The organism is Corynebacterium lowii (assembly GCF_001412085.1).
Lineage (GTDB): Bacteria > Actinomycetota > Actinomycetes > Mycobacteriales > Mycobacteriaceae > Corynebacterium > Corynebacterium lowii.
Genome location: NZ_LKEV01000002.1, coordinates 176,706 through 198,809, shown reverse-complemented (window position 1 = coordinate 198,809; position 22,104 = coordinate 176,706). Strand labels below are relative to the sequence as shown.

The window sequence follows — 22,104 nt, the reverse complement described above, 5'->3', positions numbered from 1 at the left end:
CTCCCACCATGCACCTAAAATCGCTGACGCTCAAGGGATTCAAGTCCTTTGCGTCTGCGACCACCCTCAAGTTCGAGCCGGGTATTTGCGCCGTGGTGGGACCGAATGGCTCGGGGAAGTCCAATGTGGTGGACGCCCTGGCCTGGGTGATGGGGGAGCAGGGAGCTAAGACGCTGCGCGGCGGCAAGATGCAGGACGTGATTTTTGCCGGGGCCGGGGACCGTAAACCCCTGGGCCGCGCGGAGGTCACCCTCACCATTGATAATGCCGATGGGAAACTGCCCATTGAGTACTCCGAGGTATCGGTAACCCGGCGTATGTTCCGCGATGGGGCCAGTGAATACGAGATTAATGGGGCCAAGGCCCGATTAATGGATATTCAGGAGTTGCTTTCCGATTCCGGCATTGGCCGGGAAATGCACATTATCGTGGGGCAGGGGAAATTAGCGGAAATCCTGGAATCCCGCCCCGAGGAGCGCCGCGCCTATATCGAGGAAGCCGCGGGAGTGCTCAAACACCGGCGGCGCAAGGAAAAGGCGCAGCGCAAACTCACCGGAATGCAGGCCAACCTGGATCGCCTGCGCGACCTCACCGAGGAACTGGCCCGCCAGCTCAAACCCCTGGCTCGCCAGGCCGAGGCCGCCAAGAGGGCGGCCACCGTGCAGGCGACGGTGCGCGAGGCCCGGCTGAGGCTTACGGGTGACAGGATTATGACCCTGCGCGAGTCCCTGCGCGATGCCGCCCGCCAGGCCGAGGTGTTGCGGGAGCGCGTGGAAGCCCTCAGCGAAGAATTGGAGGAGCGCAGCGGTGAGCAGGTGGAATGGGAGGAACGCCTAGCGGCTATCGTGCCGCAGGAGGAGGCCGCCCAGCAGCTTTGGTTCCGCCTTTCCACCCTGACCGAGCGGGTGAGCGCCACCGCGCGCATCGCCGCCGAGCGCACCCGGAGTAGCAATCACGAGGTGCCCTATTCCGGCATGGACCCAGAGATGTTGGAACGCCGCGCCGAGCAGGCCGATGAGGAGTTCCAGGGGCTCGAAGAGGCCGCCGAGATCGCTCGCGAGCGCCTGGACGTCATCGCGGAGGAGGTAGCCGAGCGCGAGGAGGCTTCCAGGGAGGCCGAACGCGAGCACTTAGCGCAGGTCAAGGCCCTGGCCGATCACCGCGAGGGAATGGTGCGCCTGCTGGCGGCGGAGGAAAACCACGCGGCGCGGGTGCGCAGCACCGAGGAGGAACAGGGCCGTCACCGCGCCTCCGTGGAAGAAAACCGAAACCGCATGCGCCAGGCCCGTGCCGAGCTGGCCGAGGCCCAGGAAAAGGCGGAGCAGGGGGCCGCGCGCCGGGAACCGCTGGTGGAGGCCAATGAGCGCGCCACGGCGGAGGCACAGGCCGCCGAGGAACGCCTGGAACAGGTGCGTGCCGCCCAGCGCGGCCACGAGCGCGAGGTTTACACCCTGCGCGCCCGCATTGATACCCTGCGCCAGTCCGCTCCGCGCACCCCGGCGGCGCAGATCGTGGGCGGCGAGCAGTGGCGGGCGCTGAGCACTGAGGTACGCCCGGAGCCGGGCACCGAGATTGCCGTAGCAGCCGCCCTGGGAGCACACGGGGAAGCCCTGGTGGGTCCCACAGAAGAGCACGAAACCGTGGTGGCGGCCCTGCGCGAGGCCGCCGCCGAGCGCACGGTGCTCATGGCGCAGCAAGCGGGCGAATCCCCCTGGCGCCTTGAAGCGGAACTCCCCGAGGGTGCGTCTTGGCTGCTCGATCACCTCACCGCCAGCCCTGCGGTGGCCGATACGCTCAACAGATTGCTTGCCGACGTCGCCTTGGCTAAGGATTGGCCCACCGCCCAGGCCGCCGTGGAGGCCGATCCCCGCGTGCGCGCCGTGACCCATGAGGGAAACATGGTGGGCCAGGGCTGGGTGCAGGTGGGCCGCGCGCAGGCTGGTTCCGTGGAGGTCAGCGGGCAGATCGCCCAGGCCGAGGAGGAATTGGAGCTGGCCCAAGCTCGCCTGGAAGAACTATCCGGCACCGTGGAAGGCGCCACGATGGCTGCCCAGGAGGCCCGCGTGGAGGCGGCCTCGGCCACCGCTGCGCTGCGGGAGCACGACGCCCAGGCCCAGGGGTGGGAGCGCGAGGTCACCAGGCTGGAACGCACCGTGGCCCAGCACCAAGAGGCCAGCGATAAGGCGGAGAAACGCGCCCAGGAGATAGAGCAGCGCCTGGCCCAGGCTCTAGCCGAGCTAGAGGCGGTGCGCGGGCGGCTCAGCCAGGTTGATAGCGATGATGCCACGGCCGAGGAGCCCTCCACCCAGGCGCGCGACGCCGCCGCGGCCGCCCTGGCCCAGGTGCGCGCGATGGAGATGGAGGCGCGGTTGAGTTCGCGCAGCGCCGAGGATCGCGTGGAACAGGCGCGCGGCAAGGCCCAGCAATTGCGCCGCCAAGCCGCCCACGAGCGCAAGGCCAAGGCCCGGCATGAACAGGCGATGGCCAAGCGCCGGGCCGAGGCCGAATTGGCGGGGGCGGTGGCCCAGGGGGCCGGCGAGGTTGCCGAGCGGGTGGAGCGCGCTACCGAGCGGGCCACCGTGCGCCGCGATGAGATTGCGCGCGAGCGCGCCCGGATTAACGCGCGCCTCTCCCAGGTCAAGGACGCGGTGAGCGCGGTGCGCCAGCAACTCAGCAGGCTCAGCGATTCCTCTCACGCCGCCCAGATCGCCGAAAGCCAGGCCCAGGTGCGCATTGATGAGGCGGAATCCAAGGCGGCGGAGCAACTAAGCATGTCCATCCGGGACCTCTTGGGGCACTACGCCCCGGGGCCGGATTTTGACCGCAAGGAGGAACAGGCCCGGCTCAAGCAGGCGGAGAAGGATTTGAGCGCCCTGGGCAAGGTCAATCCCCTGGCCTTGGAGGAATACAAGGCCCTAGAGGAGCGCTACCAGTTCCTTTCCACCCAATTGGCCGATGTGGAGGCCGCACGTGAGGACTTGGAAGGGGTGATCGAGGAGGTCGATGCCCGTATTCTTCAACTCTTCACCGAGGCTTGGCAGGACGTAGAGGCGGAGTTCCCCAAGGTATTCCACACCCTTTTCCCCGGTGGCCAGGGCCGCCTGGTGCTCACCGAGCCCGGCGATATGCTCAGCACCGGCATTGAGTTGGAAGCCCGCCCGCCGGGCAAGAAGGTCAAAAGGCTTTCCCTGCTCTCCGGTGGGGAGAAGTCCCTGACCGCCTTGGCCCTGCTGGTGGCTATCTTCCGGGCTCGTCCCAGCCCCTTCTACGTGATGGATGAGGTAGAGGCCGCCCTGGACGATGTGAACCTGCGCCGGTTGATTAACCTTTTTAAGGAATTGCGCCGGGATTCCCAGCTCATCGTGATTACTCACCAGAAGCCCACGATGGACGTGGCCAACGTGCTCTACGGCGTGACCATGCGCGGAGACGGGGTAACCAGGGTGCTCAGCCAGCGGATGCAGCCCGAGGACACACAGGAGGACTCGGCTGATCTAGGCTGAGTGGGCGTAATTGGCGATGAACAAAAACTAATCAAGGGGTAGAAAACACGGTTATGACTGACCACGGTACGGGCGCGCAGACGGGGGCAGGCACTCCCTTTGCCGATATGACGGATTCCCTGCTGGGCTGGGCCTCCCAGGGAGAACTTTGGCTGATAGAACGCCTGGCGCAGCACCCATACTTTCCCGAAGCAGGCTTAAGCAGCGATGAGCTAGAGCGCTGCGACCGGCTTTTTGGTCTCTTCCTCTCCCGCCAGGTGGCGGCGGGGGCAGACCTGCCCGCCCTGTGGGACGTCACCCCGGCGATGACCTCTGCGACGTTGATCTTCCGGGCCAGCCGCCTGATGGATCGCGGGGATTTTTATACCGAGTACTTCGCTGGTCTGGGGCTGCGCCCCGCCGAGGACTGGGCGGCGGCCCTCGAACAGGCGGTGCCCACCTTGCTCAGCCGCGCGGGTCTGGAAACCCCGGAGGGCCTGAGCAGCGTGGATGCGCTGTGCTACCACGCGGGCGTGATTCACAGCGAGGTCGCGGGCCTGCTGGAACTCCTGGATGGTCTGGGCGAGGGCAAAGAAAGCGAGGCCGCAGAAAGCGCGGCCCGTGAGACCATCGCGGGCAGCGAACTCACCAGCCTGGCGGTGATGGCCGAGCAGGCCCCGCAGCGCCTAGAGCGGTTGCTGAGCGGAGTCCAAGCCCTGCGTGCCTTTTCCACCGAGCACCCTACCTCCTGGCTTGATCGGGACCGTTTGCACTTAGAGCCCGCCCTGCCTCGCCTGGTGGACGAGGCCGTGGTGGCCGAGCTGCGAGAGCGCCCCGTGGGCACCCCGGAACGCGCCACGGCGGTGGGCGTGGCCCCGCGCGAGGTGCGCCCCCGGTTGGTGCTCGATACCCAGCGCGGGCGGGTATGCCTGCGGCTGCCAGAGCAGCGGGTGGCCACCGAGTACGTGGGCGAGGGAGCGCACGCGGAGGTCTCCTGGCGGGTGAGCCTGGCGGGTACCACCCGTATCTTCCGCACCGGCCGCCCCTGGGGCGAGCCCACCTATGCCGAGGCCCTGGACGTGGCGGTGGAAAGCCAGGTGCGCGAAGCCACGGTGCTCGATACCACCAATGGCATTACTTGGGTGGTACCGGTGGTGGACAGCGAGGACCCGGTGCTCATCTTCGCGGCCAATGGGCAGAACCTCACCGATAAGGTCTCCCTGCACCACTCGGAGCTCTTCGTGGTGGTGCCCGATGATGCTCAACTCATGGACGCGGTATCCGGCCAGCAGGTTCCGGTGCTGGGTACCCAGCCGATTCTGGGCTGGTCGGGCTGGGAGTGCCGGCGGGTGGATGCGGCGTCGATAGCCTCCCTGCAAGTGGTGCGGGTGGGCCAGGCGCCGTCCGCGATGTCGCACCTGCGCAGCGTGGATCCGCGCCAGCGCGTGCGCTTTGTGCACCCGGTGGAGCCGGTGCCGCACGTGCGCACGCTCAACCGCCTGCCGGTGCACGCGGAATCCCTGGTGGCGGACTTCCCGGCTACCGTCTCCGGGCGCGAGGAGATTTGGTACCTCTCCATCTCCGCCTATTCCGGGGTGGGGGAGCCCGCCGAGGAGATTGCGGAGCCCGAGCCCCTGGAGGTGCCCGCCGAGGGCGGTGCCTTCCAAATCTTCGATCCCGAGGCCTACGACGCCCCCTGGGTGGGCGAGTACCTGGTGCGGCTGCGCGGGCCGCGCAATGAGTCCTTCCGCCACCGCTACGCCATCGTGGAGGGCATGGTGGGCGAGCCCACTATCGACGCCGCCTCCCGCAGCGTACGCATACCCGCCCAGGGTGGGCTTTCCCCGGCCACCTTGGCCGTGGGCCACGGGGAAAAGGAGTTCTCCGTTTCCCCGCGCCGCATTGCCGTTTCCTCTCAGGAGGCCGGGGCGGACTTCGTGGTGAGCACCGATGAGGGCGATAGCCTGCCACTGCGCTTTAGCCCCCCGGCGCTCTCCTTTGAGCTGGGAACCACCACGTACCAGCCCATGTGGCGCACCAGCCGCCTGTATCTGGGCACCCGGCACATCGACCCCGCCGGACGTATCCGCGTGCGTGCCACCGGGGAACTGGGCAATCCCCGCGTGAGCGTGCGCAACCAGCACGGCTCCCCGGTGCGCACCGTGGCGCTCAAGGCGGAGGACGCCGTAACTTACTCCGCCCCCGCCGAGGCCATCGCGCAGACGGTGGCCGTGATGCCGGAGGGGCGCTTGGAGTTCGAGTGGACCGATACCAGCAGCAATAACCGCGTATCGGTGACCTTGGCGGTGATGAGTTCCACCCCGCACGCCACGGCGGTGCGCGTGGAGGAGGGTGCCCTGCACTTCGATGACCTCATGGAATCGCGCAACCTTGCCGCTTGGGTGTGGCCCGCCACCGCGCCGTGGTCCGTGGCTCGCCACCTGCGCGAGGTCACCGAGGTTACGCCCCTGCCGGAATCGCTGATCGATGCCGGCGATCTCATCGTTCAGCTTTACGCGGGGGACCCCTTTAGTGCGCTGCGCGCCCCCCAACACCCCGGAGCCACGGCGTTGCGCGTGGAGCAGCCGGGGTACCTCAAAGATCAGCCGGAGGAACTAACCCAGCTCTCGGCCTTCCTCTCCGAGGCGGAGGAAACCCCGCCCGCCAGCGAGCAGGTGCTCCCGGTGATCTGGGATCACTTCGGTGCCACGAGCCGGGAGCGCGATGTGGCGCATACGATCTTTGAGGAATCCCCCCGTGCCGCGCTGCGTGGCCTTTCCGGTTCTCTGGTGCCCGCGCACCTGCAACCGGGCCGCATGATTGTGACGGGCCTGGTCAATCACTCCTTTAACCTGGCCGACGGCGCGCCGGGCCGCGAGGAGGATCACCGCAGCCCGTGGATCACCATTATGCTCCAACTCGGTGAGGTGGGCGGGGCCCTGGGCCGCGCGGAGGGCACCAAGGAACTCAAGGCGTTGCTGGCGGAGCTGAAAAAGACCGCCGGGCCAACCCTGGTGAATACGCTGCTCACCGGGCGCGATTCCACCCTGGACTCCGCTTGCATCGACGCCTCCACCGTGCGCATCGCGCACATGGACTCCGCGCAGCAGGAACAACTGATGAGCATGTTCTTTGCCAACGCGGACATCGTGCCCGGTCCCATCATGGAGGACGGCCCGCGCCTCATGGCGGTATTTGAGACCTTCCGCAAGCGCGAAGAACTCAACCGCCTGCTCACCTCCGAGGGGTTGGTCAAGCCCGCCGTCTCCCTGCTGCGCGCCCTGCGCAGCACCCACCGCGCCCTGTACTCGGCGGCGCGCGTGCGCTTTGACAAACTCGATGGGGTTAATACCGAGGACAAGGACAACGCCTGGGCCTTGGCCCCGGTGGTCTCCCTCGTCTTTGCTCTGTCTGCCCGCATGCACGCCCACGGGCTGATGGGGAAGTCCAAGACTCTTGACGCCGCCGCTCAGGGGTGGTCGCAATTGGCGGACGTGGTGCCCGATCTGGTCACCGGCGATGTGATCTCCGCCGAGGCGATGGCGCTGGCGGCCTCGGCGGCGCGCCGCTAGTTTGCAGTTAGACCGCCGCTAGGGGCTTGGGTGGCCCACTCACAGAGGGCGTTGGTGCACCTGGTGGGTGGGCAAGGGTGGTCAATGGGGGTGTGGCCTGCCATGATGGAAGTCATGTCTACGGATTTTTGGATTATTGGTGGGATAGCGCTCCTCGTCATCGCTATTTTGGTGGCAATTCTTGTGGTGATTGGCCGCAAGCACGCGGCCTCTAAGACGGTGAGCTTTGAAAAGAAGGAAGAGGAAGAGCCAAAGCAGCTCACCCAGCAGCAAAAATCTGGAAATTACCAAGCCAAGGGGGGCTTTAACTTTGCCGCCGGGGGTGCTGCGCCGGACGCCAGCGTGGCGGCCTTTACCGGTGGCGCGGCTGCGGAGAAGCAGAAGGAGCCGGTGCTGAGGGATACCCCGGCCGCTCAACCGGCCAAGCCCGCCGTGCCTGAGCAACCCAAGAAGCCCGAGCAGCCCAAGCAGCCCGCAGCCAAGGCGGAGCCCGCGAAACCCGCACCGGAGCCCAAGGTGGAACCGGCCCCCAAGACACAGCCGGAGAAGCAGGAATCTGCTCACCCCGCACCGGAGCCCAAGGCCGAACCCGTGGAAGAAGCCCCCAAGGCTCCCAAGACCGTGCCCGCCGATACCGTAAAGGCGGAGCAGGGGGGCGTCGATAAGCCCGAACCTGCTACCCCGGCGCAGCCCCCGCAGCCCGTGGTAGAGGAAGCCCCGGAGGAGCAGGTGGAACCGGAGCAGGTTGAGGAGGTTCCTGCGGAGGAGCCGGAACAGGAAGAGGCCACCGAGGCCGCCGCTGCGGCGGCGGTGACGGCCGAGGGCGCGGAGCGTGCGTTGGAGGAGACGCCGGTGCCCGAGGCTCCGGCAGCCGAGGAGGCTCCCGAAGCGGCCCCGGAGCCGCAGGAGGAGATCGCCCCGGCGGCGGGTCGCCTGGGTAAGTTGCGCGGGCGGCTCTCGCGTTCGCAGAACATGATCGGCAAGTCCGTGCTGGGGATTCTTTCTGCCGGTGACCTGGACGAGGACGCCTGGGAGGAGATCGAGGACACCCTGGTCATGGCCGATCTGGGCACCACGGTGACCACCAAGGTGGTGGAGGACCTGCGCCGCATGATTGCCGAGCGCGGCGTTTCCTCCGAGGCCGAGGCCCGCGCCATGCTGCGCGAGGTGCTTGTTGCCGCCTGCCAGCCGGAATTGGACCGCTCGATTAAGGCCATGCCCTACGAGGGCAAGCCCGCCGTGGTGTTGGTGGTGGGGGTCAACGGCACGGGTAAGACCACCACCACGGGTAAGCTGGCCCGCGTGTTGGTCTCGATGGGGCACAAGGTGGTGCTCGGTGCCGCCGATACCTTCCGCGCGGCTGCCGCTGACCAGTTGGAGACCTGGGGCCGCCGCGTGGGCGCGCAGACCGTGCGCGGCGCGGAGGGCTCGGACCCCGCTTCGGTGGCTTTCGACGCCGTGGCTAAGGGTGTGGAGAGCCAGGCCGATGTGGTGCTGGTGGATACCGCCGGGCGTCTGCACACCTCGGTGGGTCTGATGGACCAGTTGGGCAAGGTCAAGCGCGTGGTGGAAAAGAAGGCCAAGGTGGACGAGGTGCTGCTGGTGCTCGATGCCACGGTGGGTCAAAACGGCCTCATGCAGGCCCGTACCTTCAGCGAGGTGGTGGATATTACCGGCGTGGTGCTCACCAAGCTCGATGGCACGGCCAAGGGCGGAATCGTCTTTAAGGTGCAGGAGGAACTGGGGGTTCCGGTGAAGCTCGTGGGTCTGGGCGAGGGCTCGGATGACCTCGCCCCCTTTGAGGTGGAGGGCTTCGTGGATGCCTTGCTGGGGGAGGCTTCCTAGAGCACGTCCCGGGGGAGTGAGTGTGGCGCAGATTTTATGATCTGCGCCACACTATTTTCTGTAGACCAATCGAAAACCTGCCTTTCGGGTTACAGTTATCTATAAATCTATAGAAAACTGTGGAAAGTAGGTGCACGATGGCTTCAGAAGCGCTCTTCGCTAACGCCGCCTGGGTGCTGGTATCCGCCTGTCTCGTCTTGCTCATGACCCCGGCCCTGGCCCTGTTCTACGGGGGCATGTCCGGGCGCAAGGTGGTGCTGAACATGATGATGATGAGCTTCGGCGCGCTCGGCGTGGTCACGGTGATCTACCTGCTCTGGGGATGGTCGATGTCCTACGGCACGCAATCCTGGGGCGGGCTGGTGGCTAACCCTTCGGAGTTCTTTGGCCTCAGCGGCATTGATAGCGCCACCGAGGGGTCCAATGGTTACCCCATGCTCGTGGACGTAGCCTTCCAGCTCACCTTTGCCATCATCTCCACGGCGATCATCTCCGGTGCACTTGCCGGGCGCGTGAAGTTCTCCACCTGGCTGGTGTTCTGCGCGGTCTGGCCCACCCTGGTGTACTTCCCCTTAGCTCACATGGTGTGGGGCGGCGGTTTGCTCTCGGAGGGGGAAAACTCTGTATCCGCCTGGATCTTCGGCACCACCGCTGAGGGAGAGGCCGCCGTGGCCCCCATCGACTTTGCCGGCGGCACCGTGGTGCACATCTCCGCCGGTGCGGCGGCCTTTGTGCTCGCGCTCGTGGTGGGCAAGAGGCAGGGCTTTCCGCGCCGGGTGACCCGCCCGCACAATCTACCGATGGTGATGCTGGGCGCGGCCCTGCTGTGGTTCGGTTGGTGTGGTTTCAACGCCGGTTCGGCTCTGGCTCCCGATGGTATGGCGGCCCTGGCCTGGGTGAATACCGCTGCCGCCGCGGCGGCGGGCATGCTGGCCTGGCTGGCTACGGAGTGGGTGCGCTACGGGCACGCTACGTCCTTGGGCGGGGCGTCGGGAGTAGTGGCGGGGCTGGTGGCCATCACCCCGGCTGCGGGTGCGCTCAACCCCATGACCTCGCTTATTCTCGGCGCGGTGGGTGGTGTGCTGGCCTGCCTGGCGGTGAGCCTGAAGTTCCGCTTTGGCTATGATGACTCCCTCGATGTGGTGGGCGTGCACCTGGTGGCGGGGCTATGGGGCACGGTGGGCATCGGTATCTTGCTGCTGGATTGGAAGCTCACGGTCATTCAGATCATCATTGCCCTGGTGGCCGTGGTGTTCTCCGGGGCGCTCACGGCGGTGATTGCGCTGGCCTTGAAGGCCACGATGGGCTGGCGGGTGGACCGCGAAGAGGAATACAACGGCGTGGATTATGCCCTGCACGCGGAATCGGCCTACGACGTCGCCGGTGCGAAGTAAACTGTGGGCGCAGAGCCCTTGAGATAAGGAGAGTGGGAAAGATGAAGCTCGTGACCGCCGTGGTGAAGCCCTTTACGCTATCGGATATTCGAGAAAGCCTGGATGAACTGGGCATTTATGGCATGACCGTCACTGAGACCCAGGGCTTTGGGCAGCAGCGCGGGCACACGGAACTCTACCGGGGCGCGGAATACGCCACGGAGTTCGTGCCCAAGGTGAAGGTGGAAGTGCTGGTGCAGGACGAGGTGCTTGACGATGTGGTCACCGCCATTACCGAGGCCGCACACACCGGCAAGGTGGGAGATGGCAAGGTGTGGGTGAGCCCCGTGGAGCAGGTGGTGCGCGTGCGCACCGGGGAGCGCGATAACGACGCCCTGTGAACGACCTGCTCGCCTCCCTTCCGGTTCCCCACGGCTGCGCCCTGGCGGCCACGGGTTCGGTGGCCAGGGGAGAGGCCACCGAGTACTCCGATATTGACCTGATTTTGCTCCACCCCGAGGGGCAGTCGCCCACCCAGGAGGAGGTGGAGCGGCTGTGGTATCCGGTGTGGGACGCCGGAAAGCGCTTAGATCACGCGGTGCGTAGCCCCGCCGATTGCGCCGCGATGATTACCCAGGAGGCCACGGCGGCCCTCGCGCTGCTCGACCTGCGCCACATCAGCGGCGCGGCGGAACTTACCACCTCCTGCCGCGAGGTGGTGCTGCGTACCTGGCGCCGGGAACTCAGCCGCAACTTCAACGCGGTGGCCGATACCGCGATCGCGCGGTGGCGCCGCTCCGGCTCGCTGGTCACCATGACCCGCCCGGACCTCAAACACGGCCGCGGGGGCCTGCGCGATATAGAACTACTGCGCGCCCTGGCCCTGGCGAATGTGTGCAATATGCCAGATCTCAGCGCGGAGCGCGCTTTGCTTCTCGACGTCCGCGCGCTGCTGCATCAGCACGCACGGCGGCGTCGAGACGTGCTCGATCCCGAGTTTGCCGCCGACGTTGCCGTCGATTTGGGCATGGAGGATCGCTACGAGTTGGCGCGCGCCCTGGCCCGCAACGCGCGCCGCGTGGAGGCGGAACTCACCGCCGCCCTGGCGCAGGCCCGAGACCTGCTGCGCACCCGCACCCGCAGGCACACCCGCCGACCACTGGATGTGGACGTGGTGGAGGATAACGGCTCTATCGTGCTGGCGCGCCGCCCACACCTGGACGACCCCGCGCTTTTGCTGCGCGTGGCCGCGGCCGCCGCGCGCACCGGATTACCCGTGGCGGAACGCACCTGGGCGCAATTACAGGAATTACCGCCCCTGCCCATGCAGCTTACGCGCCAGGAGGCCTCGGACTTCTTCTCCCTGCTCAACTCCGCCGAGCACAGCGCGTGGGTAATTAACCAGATGGACGCCCACGGCCTATGGGAACCCCTGGTGCCCGCGTGGGCGAATATCCGGGGCCGCATGCCCGCCGAACCCAGCCACGTGCACACCATCGACGAACACACCTTAGAAGTGCTGGCCCGCTGCGCCTCGGCCACCACCACGGTCTCGCGCCCTGACCTGCTGCTGCTCGCTGCGCTCTACCACGACATCGGCAAGGGACAACCCCGCCCGCACGAGCAGGTGGGCGCGGAATTGGTGGCCCGCATGAGCACCCGCCTGGGCCTCAACCTGCGCGAGCGCGGCTGCGTGCAAACGCTCGTGGCTGAGCACACCACGCTGGCCCGCCTGGTGGCCACCCGCGACGTGAGCGAGGAATCCACCGTGGATGAACTACTCAGTGCCGTGCACTACGATCTGCTCACCCTGGAACTGCTCACGGCCCTTGCCCCGGCCGACGCTCAGGCCACCGGCCCCGGCGTGTGGAATCGCCGCCTGGAATACGGCATTGCGGAACTAAGCCGCCGGGCGCGCCGCCAACTCACCGAGCTTTCCCCGATGCCACCGTTGGTCAGCGCCCCCTCCGAGGTGGGATTGCGGGGCAATACGGTGTTCTGGCGTGGACCTGCCGCCGGGCACCTGCCCAGGGTGCTTGCCGTGATTGCGGCTAAGGCCTGGACTATCGACGCCGCGCGGATCGTCACTCGCGGCAATGATGAGGTGCACGCCGAGTTCGAGGTGCGCTCCACCGTGCGGGGGGCTCTCGACGCCGCCGATTTCGTGAGCGCCTATCGCTCCGGGGTGTACCGCGATCTGCCAGTAGTATCGGCGGCCTATACCTCTACCTATTGGCACGGCTCGGTGGTGGAGGTGCGCACCGTCGATAGCGTGGGCGCGCTCGGCGCGGTGGCCAGCGCCTTAGAATCTGCGCACTGGTTGACGATGCGCAACCTGGGCGGCACCATGATCGTGCAGGCGGGCCTGCCGCAGGGGGTGGACCGCAGCACGGTGGAACGTGACATCGCTCGGGTGATGAGGGGTAACGTAGACTACTTAAAGCAGTGAACAGCCCGTAGTTCTACGAGGGAGCAACACCGACGTGTTTGAGTCTTTGTCCGACCGCCTTTCCGGAGCGCTCAGCGGTATCCGCGGAAAGGGCAAACTAACAGAGGCCGATATTAATGCCACCGCGCGGGAAATCCGCCTGGCGCTGTTAGAGGCGGACGTCTCCCTGCCCGTGGTGCGCGGCTTCATCAAGAAGATTAAGGAGCGCGCCAACGGGGCGGAGGTATCCCAGGCGCTCAACCCCGCCCAGCAGGTCATCAAGATCGTCAATGAGGAACTCACCGCGATCCTCGGCGGGGAAACCCGCAGGCTCAACCTGGCTAAGAACCCGCCCACGGTGATTATGCTCGCCGGCTTGCAAGGTGCGGGTAAGACCACCCTGGCCGGTAAGTTAGCCAAGCACCTGGAAAAACAGGGGCACACCCCCATGCTCGTGGCCTGCGACCTGCAACGCCCCGGTGCCGTGCAGCAGCTCCAAATCGTGGGCGAGCGCGCGGGCGTGCCCACCTTTGCCCCGGACCCCGGCACCTCCATCGACTCCTCCGAGCACGAGATGGGCACCTCCCACGGCGACCCCGTGGCCGTGGCCCAGGCCGGTATCGAGGAGGCCCGCCGCGCCCATCACGACGTGGTGATCGTGGATACCGCAGGCCGCCTGGGTATTGACGAAGAACTCATGACCCAGGCCCGCAATATCCGCGACGCCGTGCAGCCCGATGAAGTGCTCTTTGTGATCGACTCCATGATCGGTCAGGACGCCGTGAGTACCGCCGAGGCCTTCCGCGACGGCGTGGACTTTACCGGTGTGGTGCTCACCAAGCTCGACGGCGACGCCCGCGGCGGTGCGGCCCTTTCCATCCGCGAGGTCACCGGCAAGCCGATCCTCTTTGCCTCCACCGGCGAGAAGCTAGAGGACTTTGACGTATTCCACCCCGAGCGCATGGCCAGCCGCATCCTGGGTATGGGCGATATGCTCACCCTCATTGAGCAGGCGGAAACCGTCTTTGACCAGGAGCAGGCCGAGGCCACTGCGCAGAAAATCGGTTCCGGGGAACTCACCCTAGAGGACTTCCTCAACCAAATGCTGATGATCCGCCGCATGGGACCCATCGGCAACCTGCTCAAGATGCTGCCCGGCGGCAAGCAGATGAACCAGATGGCGGAAATGGTCGATGAGAAGCAGCTCGACCGTATCCAGGCCATCATTCGCGGCATGACCCCCGCCGAGCGCGAGAACCCCAAGATTCTCAACGCCTCGCGCCGCAAGCGTATTGCCGCCGGTTCCGGCGTGCAGGTGGCCGAGGTGAATCAACTGGTGGAGCGCTTCTTTGAGGCCAAGAAGATGATGGGCAAGATGGCCGGGCAGTTCGGCATGGGCGGTGGCGGCATGCGCTCAGCTACGAAGAAGAAGCCCAAGGGCCGCAAGGGCAAGAACGGCAAGCGCAAGCCTGCTAAGAAGGGGCCGACTCAGCCGAAGATGCCCGGTGGCATGCCTGGTATGGGTGGCGGTATGCCGGACATGGCTCAGTTGCAGCAATTGCAGCAGCAGATGGAATCCGGTGGCGGCTTTGGTGGCCTGGGCGGACTGGGTAAGGGCATGCCCAAGATGCCCAAGGGTATGGAGAATATCGACCTCAATAACCTTGACTTTGGCAAGGGTAAGGGGAAGTAGTAGTATTTTTTGGGTTGCCTGCATGTATGAAACATGAGGCGGCACAAGAACTTTCCTGCGGCACGCTGGTACCGGCCACGGCCGGCCAGCAGGCTCACACGCAGGTTAAAACCAAGGGTTGAACCGGCCCGCCCAACCGGGGCGGGTGCCCGCACTGCCCAGTGACCAAGAATGGAAGTACCAGCATGGCTGTGAAGATTAAGCTCCAGCGCCTCGGCAAGATCCGTACCCCGCACTACCGCGTGGTGATCGCTGACGCTCGCACCCGCCGCGACGGCAAGGTGATCGAGAACATCGGCATCTACGAGCCCAAGGAGAACCCCTCCGTCATCAAGATCGACTCCGAGCGCGCCCAGTACTGGCTGGGCGTGGGCGCTCAGCCCACTGAGCCCGTGCTGGCCCTGCTCAAGGTCACCGGTGACTGGCAGAAGTTCAAGGGCATCGAGGGTGCCGAGGGCACCCTGAAGGTGGCTCCGGAGAAGAAGTCCAAGCTGGACCTCTTCAACGAGGCCCTGGCCGAGGCTAACAACGGCCCGTCCGTGGACGATGTGGTGGAGAAGAAGCGCAAGGCTAAGGAAGAGAAGGAAGCCAAGGCTGCCGCCGAGAAGCTGGCTGCTGAGAAGGCCGCCGCCGAGGCTGGCGAGCAGGACGCTGAGGCCGAGGCCGCAGAGTAAAACTGCTTTTTGCGCTTGCCTTTCTGGCAAGGTCTTAATGAAGGTGCAACCGCCCGGGTGGGGGTTGCACCTTTTTTGTTTCTGGCTTTGATCTTGAGGCAGGGGCGGGGTTGCCGCTTTGCATGAGTAGGCGTGCGCCTCACCTCGCCGTGAGTTATGGTCGCTACAGACGAGGTCAGAGCAACCAGGAGCACGCCATGCGCATCTTTGTTACGACTTTTCTCTTCATATACTCCGCAGTGATGACGCTCTTATTCTTGAAAAAGGATAAGAAGTAAAGCCGAGGCGCCTAAATAGCGCTCGCTGCCTCCGCCCCTTGGAGGATCGCGCGCTTGGCATCGAGTTCCGCCGCCACGTCCGCCCCACCAATCACGGTGCACTCGGTTCCTTGGGCGCGCAGTGGTTCGATGAGGTCACGCACCGATTCCTGCCCGGAGCACAAAACCACGGTATCCACCTCTAGAGTGCGCTGCCCAGTGACGGTGCCCTCCTTATCGCGCAGGCTCAGGTGCAGGCCGGAATCGTCAATGCGCTCATACGTGGCGCCCACGATCTGCTCCACCTTCTTCATCTTCACCGCCGCGCGGTGAATCCAGCCGGTTGTTTTACCCAGGCCCTTGCCCTGGGAGGAGGTCTTGCGCTGAATGAGGTACACGCGCCGCGTCGGTGGTGAAGGCTGCGGGCGGATGGTGAATCCGGGGTTATCGGGGTCATGGGTCACGCCCCATTCGCGTTCCCATTCGGCTAGGTCGAGGGTGGGGGAGGAATCGGTGGTGAGGAACTCCGCCACGTCGAAGCCGATGCCGCCCGCGCCGATCACGGCCACGGTGTTTCCTACGGGGCGTTGGCCGCGCACGCACTCGGCGTAGGTCATCACGCTGGGGTGGTCGATCCCCTCGATGGCGGGCACGCGTGGGGTCACCCCGGTGGCTATTAATACGTGCTCAAAGCCGCGCAGGTCTTCCGCGCTCACTTTGTGGTTCAGGCGCAGGTCCACGTTGTGCAGGGCTAGTTGGGTGCGGAAGTACCGGATGGTCTCGGAGAACTCCTCTTTTCCGGGGATACGGGCGGCGATGGCAAATTGTCCGCCGATCTCCCCGCTGGCCTCAAAGAGGGTAACTTTGTGGCCTCGGCGCGCGGCGGAGAGCGCCGCAGAGAGCCCGGCTGGTCCGGCACCCACCACGGCCACCTTCTTGGCGTGTTTGGTGGGGGAGAGCACCAGGGTGGTTTCCCTTCCTGCCTGGGGATTAACCAGGCAGGAGACCTTCTTGCCCACAAAGATGTGGTCTAGGCAGGCCTGGTTGCAGCCAATGCAGGTATTAATTTCCTCCGCCCGGCCTTGCTGGGCCTTGAGCACAAAGTGCGGATCGGCCAGGAAGGGGCGGGCCAGGGCCACGGCTCCACGCGGCCGCGGCTCAAAATCTCCTCGGCCAGCTCCGGGGTATTAATGCGGTTGGCTGCGATGAGGGGAATGGAGACTTCATCGCGCAACTGCTCGGTGAACTGTACAAAGGCCCCGCGCGGCACGGAGGTGGCGATGGTGGGCACGCGCGATTCGTGCCAGCCAATATCGGTATTCAGCGCGTCCACGCCCTCTTCCTCGGCGCGGCGGGCCATGAGGGCCACCTCTTCCCAGGTCTGGCCGCCTTCGACGAGGTCCGCCACGGATTGCCGCAGGATGACGGGGAAGGTGGCGGGCACGCGGCGTCGAATAGCACGAATGACCTCGATGAGGAAGCGCTGGCGATTCTCCGTGTTGCCGCCCCAACGGTCGGTGCGGTCATTGGTGCGCGGGCAGAGAAACTGATTAATCAGGTAGCCCTCGCCGCCCATGATTTCCACGGCGTCGTACCCGGCGTCGTGAGCGAGCTTGGCCGCACGCCCAAAACCGGCGATGATGTGCCGAATAATCGGCTCATTCATGCGCAGGTGCTTGAAGGGGTGAATGGGGGAGGATTGCGAGCCGGGAGCCACCTTCCACGGGATCACCCCGTAGCGCCCCGCGTGCAGAATCTGCATAGCCACCCGGCCCCCGGCCTCGTGCACGGCCTTGGTAACCTGCCGATGATGGGCCACGTGCAGCCTATTGGTCATGGTGGAACCCAGGGGGCTTAGCTGCCCCGTGCGGCTGGGCGCCACCCCACCGGTGATAATCAGCCCCGCCCCGCCGCGCGCCCGCTCGGCTAGCAGGGCACTGAGCTTATCGACGTCCCGCCGGCGGTCCTCGAAGCCCGTGTGCATGGAGCCCATGATGATGCGATTGGGCAGGGTGAGGCCCCCGATGGTGAGGGGGCGGAAGATGTGGGGATAAGGGGTGTTGCTCATGGGTCACTCTCTGCCTAATTCACTACGAGGGCTTGAATGTGACTCACGATACAACAGATGGGGGCTTATTGGGGACTAAGGGTGACCTTGTATAGCTCCGTGCCCTGGGTGGTGAGCAGCTTGACCGTCATGGCCTGCGTCTGTCCATCAATATCCACCTCGCCAAAGTGCTGGAACTCATCGAGCGGGGAGGTATTGGGCTGCTCCGGGGCATGTGCGTAGACCACCTCGGGGCCGAAGGTGGAATCCATCTCATTGGGGCCGAAGGCACCGGCCTGAAGCGGCCCGGAGACGAACTCCCAGAAGGGGCTGAACTCCTGGAAAGCTGCGCGGTCCGGGTGATAGTGATGGGCGGCGGTGTAGTGGACATCGGCCGTGAGCCACACGACGTTGCGCACCTCGCGGATAGCGTGCAGCACGAGGGCGATCTCCGATTCGCGGCCCACAGGAGCCCCCGGCGTTCCACTAGCGACGCCCTCCTGGTGCTCCTTGCCGTCCGGCACGATGATGCCCAGCGGCAGGTCATTGGCCACCACCTTCCACGTGGCGGTGGAGGATTGGAGCTCACGGATAAGCCAGGCCTCTTGTTGCGCGCCCAGAATATGACCATCGGCCTTGGTGCCGCGGTGATTCAAGGAGTTATCGTCCTTATAACTGCGCATGTCTAGCACGAAAATATCCAGCATGGGACCATAGGAAATCTTGCGGTAAATGCGACCGTCCACGGCCATACTTTGATCGGTGGGTTGCCACTCGTGGAAAGCCTGGTGCGCCCAGCCCGCCAGAGTATTGACGTCCTTAACGCGATAATCGGGGAGGTCCAAAACCTCATCGGGATACCAGTTATTCACCGTCTCATGGTCATCCCACTGCACAATCTGCGGAACGTGAGAATTGAACTGCCGGTAATGAGAATCCATGAGGTTATAGGCATAATTACCGCGATAATCCTCTAGGCTCTGCGCCACGCGAGACTTCGCCTCCGTGACCACATTGCGCCAGATACGCCCATCGGGAAGCGTTACGGACTCCTCGATCTTGTTATCCGCGTAGATGGTATCGCCGGAGTGAATGAAGAAGTCTGGGTTGCGCTGCGCCATCTGTGACCACGCCGTCCAACCGCCCAGGTCTGGGTTAATGCCATAGCCCTGGCCCGCGACGTCGCCCGACCACTGGAAACGGATATTGCGGCGCGTGGAAGGGGCGGTGCGGAAGGTGCCCAGCACGGGTTCGGAGAGCAGGCCCGTATCGAGGTCCTGGGCAAAGACACGATAGTGAACATCGCTATCCGTATTCAGGCCGACCAGGCGGAGTTTGCCCGTGTGATCCGTCTCCGGGGACATCACTGTGCCGGTGAAGCGGCGAGCGTTGTGGAAGGAATCGGTGGGGGAGACCTCCACGACCATGCGGGAGGGGCGGTCCGCGCGAGTCCAAATCAAGGCGCCATCGGGGCGGACATCGCCCGAGGCGACGCCGTGAGTAAGGGCGGGGCGCTCGGGGATGAGGCCGCCGAAAGTGCTGGATAGGGGGCTATTGGCAGCGTTACTGGAAGCAGATGCCGTGACGGAGGGGAGGAGAGTACTGGCGGTGGCGAGGCCAGAGGAAGCCAGGAAGAGGCGACGGGAAACGGTCATGGGGGTGATCGTAGGGGTGGAAAGAAACGGGAAGGTTGAGGGCAGGTGAATGGGAGGTTATATTTTGCCTACCGTGTGATTTTTTCTTGGTGACCTGCGTGTTTTATTCCCCGAAACGGAGGGACTGCGGTGTCTGAGGAGTATGTGGGGCAACGGCGGCCCATGCTCATTGGTGGGAGCGATTCCTTTGTGAGTGTAGAGCTGGCAGCCGCCTACCCGCAGGGGACCATACTCAATGAGAGCGTGGACCCGTTGAGAGACTTCATGGATTGCGAGCGCATATTGGGTTTTGCGCATACGGGTGAATCGGAATGGGAAAGAAAGGATTATCCCATTGGCTCGGCTGCGCTCTGGGAGGTTCACGATTATTACCACCGACCACGCATGCTAAGCGATGCGCCGGAGGCAGGGGAGTGGGCCACCTTTTTGCTGACGGTGGCAGTGATTGGTGACCGGTTGCCGCTGCGGCCGTTCTTTGCCGTTTGGGAAGTTGTGCTTGCGGGGCTAACGGATATTGAGCCGACTTCGCTCACGATGCACGTCAGTAACAAGAGCAGTAGTTATTGGCAACCCTTGCGCCCGGAGTATGTGATTCGGTCCCATGCGTACCGGGATGAGAACGCTCGCCGTGTTTTTCAGGAGGTTTCTGCTGGAGCTGAGCATGCTTCGTGCAGGGTGATGAACTCGGCGGGGGAAAGCCTGGCGGTGAACTGTAAGCGGTTTAGTCCCTTGCGGTTGGTGGAGAGCTTTGAGTTGCTTTCTCCGGGGTTGGAAAGAGATACAGTAGGGTTTTGGATAAAGGCGTTCCCTGGATTGGAGTGAATGTGTAGTGTCCATCTCTCACGATGATCTTTTTCAGTGGGTCTGTGAATATATTGATGAGGTTGATGATTGGGTTACTCTAATCGATGTATTTAGGTACTTCGGCTATGACCCTGATCGTCCGACGGAAGCGCAGATTACTGAGGTGATTGGGAAGATACTGGGCTCTGGCAATATGCGGGTGCTCTTGGTTAATCCCAATATCAGTAAAGTTTTTGAGACAGGTGAAGAAGATGCGCTGGTGAAGGAACTTGAGGAACTTGATCCTCTGTACTTCATGATGGCCTACCTTGTGGATAAGGCCGACCACTCATAGTAGACGGGAAAAGGGACCACCATAATGCTGGTGGCCCCTTTTCGCGTGCAGCTTTCTAAAACACAATCACCCCCACAATCGCCGCATTGAGCATGTTGGTGAGGAACCCGCCGAAGAGCGCCCGCATGCCTAGTTCCGCGACGTCGGAACGCCGCTCGGGGCACAGCGCCCCGAAGGAGCCAATCTGAATGGCGATGGAGGCGAGGTTGGCAAAGCCCGCCAGGGCAAAGGTGGTGAGCATGACGGCTTTGTCACTCATGGTGTCCACATGTTCGGAGAAGCTGGTGTAGCCCACAAACTCGTTGAGGATGGTCTTTTGGCCGATGAAGTTACCCACCAGAGAGGCCTCGTCCCAGGGCACACCGATGACCCAAGCTACGGGGCTGAAGATGAGGCCAAAGAGGCCGTCGAGCGACCAATTTTCTTGCCCGAAGAGGTGACCGATACCGCCGAGGGCGGCGGAGATCATGGCGATGAGCGCGATGAAGGCCACGAGCAGGCAGGCCACGGTCACGGCGATGCGCCCGCCGGAAAGCGCTCCGGCGCCGAGGGCGTCGATGATATTGCGGTTTTCAGTATCGCGGATACTGCGTACGTCGGCGACGGCCACGGATTGTTCCGTTTCCGGCATGAGGGCCTTGGCTACGATAAGCGAGCCGGGTGCGTTCATAATGGAGGCCGCCAGCAGGTATTCCAGGGGTGCGCCGAGCAGGGAATAACCGATGAGGGTGGAGCCCGCCACGGAGGCGAAGCCGCCCGTCATGCAGGCGAAGAGTTCGGAGCGGGTGAGTTTGGGAAGCCAGGGTTTAATCACCAACGGGGCCTCGGATTGGCCCAAGAAAATCACGGTGGAGGCCCATACCGATTCCAATTTGGAGGTGCCCATGATCTTGTTCAGTGCCGTGCCGACTATCTCCACGAACCACTGCAAAACGCGCAGATAATATAGCGCGCCGATAATTGCCCCGAGGAACACGATGATGGGCAGCACATTAAAGGCGAAAACGAAGGAATTGCCCTCCGTGTCAAAGAGGGAGCCGAAAACAAAGCTGGTGCCCTCGTTGGTGAACTCGATGAGTTTAGAGATCCCATCCGCCGTGGCCTTGAGAGCCTGGAAGCCGGGTTCCCATTTGAGCACTAAGAGAGCAAAGAGCGCTTGGAGGCCAAAGCCCACGCCCAGGGTGCGCCATTTAATATCGCGGCGGCTGGTGGAAAAGCCGATGATGATGGCAAAAATGCAGGCTATGCCGATGAGCCCTTGAAAGCGATCCATGATTATTTCTCCTCCCCGGCGGCCTCGAAATCGGTAGCCTCAGAACCCGCGGCCTCACCCAGCGCCTCCGGCCCGAAAGAATGGGGGAGAATCTGCTCAAAGGGCAAGATCACGGGTTCACCCGCAGCGTCCTCCACGATCACGTGCTGGCAGTGGAACTCGCGCAGCACCTGACGGCAGGCACCGCAGGGCCAGCAGGGGGCGGCGCTCAGCCCCACCACGGCCACGGCGCGCACCTGCGGCACGGGAGCGGGCACCGCACCAGAGGCGGAAGGGGCGGCGTCGGCAGCAGCCTCTCGTTGGCCCACCGCCACCATCGTGGTCACGGCGTTGCGCTCGGCGCAGATGGCCTCCCCGTAGGCGGCGTTTTCCACGTTGCACCCGGAGATCACCTCGCCGTGGTTGGTGAGCACCGCCGCTCCCACGGGGAAGTTGCTGTACGGCACCCAGGCGCGCTGGGCTACCTCGAGGGCGGCGTCGAGAAGCCGGCGCGCGAGGTCGGGGTCAAAGGCGGTGGGCATGGGTGCCTCCTGGGGTGAGATACAGGGGGATACAAAGGGAAAGAAAGCCGAGAATCGTTTTCCTGTGAGAATGATAAACTCCCAGGCAGGAGCCATACAAGCCCATTGGATCGCATAATTCCTTCAAGGAGAGTGGTCAATCACCA

The 22,104-nt window shown here is 64.4% G+C and carries 13 protein-coding genes and 1 pseudogene; 10 read left to right on the top strand and 4 right to left on the bottom strand.

The window, feature by feature from the left end:
* The first annotated feature begins 8 nt into the window (after window positions 1-8).
* From smc to rpsP, 8 genes are all read left to right on the top strand, one after another.
* Window positions 9-3,503: a chromosome segregation protein SMC gene (gene smc, locus Clow_RS04255; RefSeq protein WP_055176810.1), complete on the top strand. Its 3,495-nt coding sequence runs from the start codon at window positions 9-11 to the stop codon at window positions 3,501-3,503.
* A 53-nt stretch (window positions 3,504-3,556) separates the two neighbouring features.
* The gene (locus Clow_RS04250; RefSeq protein WP_055176807.1) at window positions 3,557-7,054 is read left to right on the top strand and encodes a hypothetical protein; all 3,498 of its coding nucleotides are present in this window, start codon (window positions 3,557-3,559) and stop codon (window positions 7,052-7,054) included.
* Between the two features lie 114 nt (window positions 7,055-7,168).
* On the top strand, window positions 7,169-8,899 hold the full coding sequence (ftsY, locus tag Clow_RS04245) for a signal recognition particle-docking protein FtsY (RefSeq protein ID WP_055176804.1): 1,731 nt from the start codon (window positions 7,169-7,171) through the stop codon (window positions 8,897-8,899).
* Window positions 8,900-9,036: 137 nt separating this feature from the next.
* Complete coding sequence (locus Clow_RS04240) at window positions 9,037-10,293, top strand: ammonium transporter (protein WP_055176800.1); 1,257 nt, start codon at window positions 9,037-9,039, stop codon at window positions 10,291-10,293.
* Window positions 10,294-10,334: 41 nt separating this feature from the next.
* Window positions 10,335-10,673: a P-II family nitrogen regulator gene (locus Clow_RS04235; protein ID WP_055176796.1), complete on the top strand. Its 339-nt coding sequence runs from the start codon at window positions 10,335-10,337 to the stop codon at window positions 10,671-10,673.
* On the top strand, window positions 10,670-12,721 hold the full coding sequence (locus Clow_RS04230; RefSeq protein WP_055176793.1) for a [protein-PII] uridylyltransferase: 2,052 nt from the start codon (window positions 10,670-10,672) through the stop codon (window positions 12,719-12,721). The genes Clow_RS04235 and Clow_RS04230 overlap by 4 nt, the downstream gene beginning before the upstream one ends.
* 34 nt (window positions 12,722-12,755) lie before the next feature.
* Entirely contained in the window at window positions 12,756-14,393 is a 1,638-nt protein-coding gene (gene ffh / locus Clow_RS04225) for a signal recognition particle protein (protein WP_055176790.1), read from the top strand.
* A gap of 185 nt (window positions 14,394-14,578) precedes the next feature.
* On the top strand, window positions 14,579-15,067 hold the full coding sequence (gene rpsP, locus Clow_RS04220; RefSeq protein ID WP_055176788.1) for a 30S ribosomal protein S16: 489 nt from the start codon (window positions 14,579-14,581) through the stop codon (window positions 15,065-15,067).
* 289 nt (window positions 15,068-15,356) lie between these two features.
* On the opposite strand, the pseudogene Clow_RS04215 reads toward rpsP, so the two are convergent.
* Both Clow_RS04215 and Clow_RS04210 read right to left on the bottom strand, forming a co-directional pair.
* Window positions 15,357-17,392 (bottom strand): annotated as a pseudogene (locus Clow_RS04215) (FAD-dependent oxidoreductase).
* Between the two features lie 65 nt (window positions 17,393-17,457).
* Window positions 17,458-19,026 carry an alkaline phosphatase D family protein gene (locus tag Clow_RS04210; protein ID WP_055176785.1) on the bottom strand — a complete coding sequence of 523 codons (1,569 nt, stop codon included), beginning with the start codon at window positions 19,024-19,026 and terminating at the stop codon, window positions 17,458-17,460.
* A 129-nt stretch (window positions 19,027-19,155) separates the two neighbouring features.
* Between Clow_RS04210 and Clow_RS04205 the strand changes: the two genes are divergently transcribed.
* Window positions 19,156-19,848 (top strand): hypothetical protein, encoded by a 693-nt coding sequence (locus tag Clow_RS04205; protein WP_156334626.1) that lies wholly within the window; start codon window positions 19,156-19,158, stop codon window positions 19,846-19,848.
* Between the two features lie 7 nt (window positions 19,849-19,855).
* Entirely contained in the window at window positions 19,856-20,164 is a 309-nt protein-coding gene (locus tag Clow_RS04200) for a hypothetical protein (protein ID WP_055176779.1), read from the top strand.
* Between the two features lie 55 nt (window positions 20,165-20,219).
* Here Clow_RS04200 and Clow_RS04195 read toward each other — a convergent pair whose 3' ends face one another.
* Both Clow_RS04195 and Clow_RS04190 read right to left on the bottom strand, forming a co-directional pair.
* Window positions 20,220-21,437 (bottom strand): NupC/NupG family nucleoside CNT transporter, encoded by a 1,218-nt coding sequence (locus Clow_RS04195; RefSeq protein ID WP_055176776.1) that lies wholly within the window; start codon window positions 21,435-21,437, stop codon window positions 20,220-20,222.
* Window positions 21,438-21,439: 2 nt separating this feature from the next.
* Entirely contained in the window at window positions 21,440-21,958 is a 519-nt protein-coding gene (locus Clow_RS04190; protein ID WP_055176772.1) for a cytidine deaminase, read from the bottom strand.
* Window positions 21,959-22,104 lie beyond the last annotated feature (146 nt).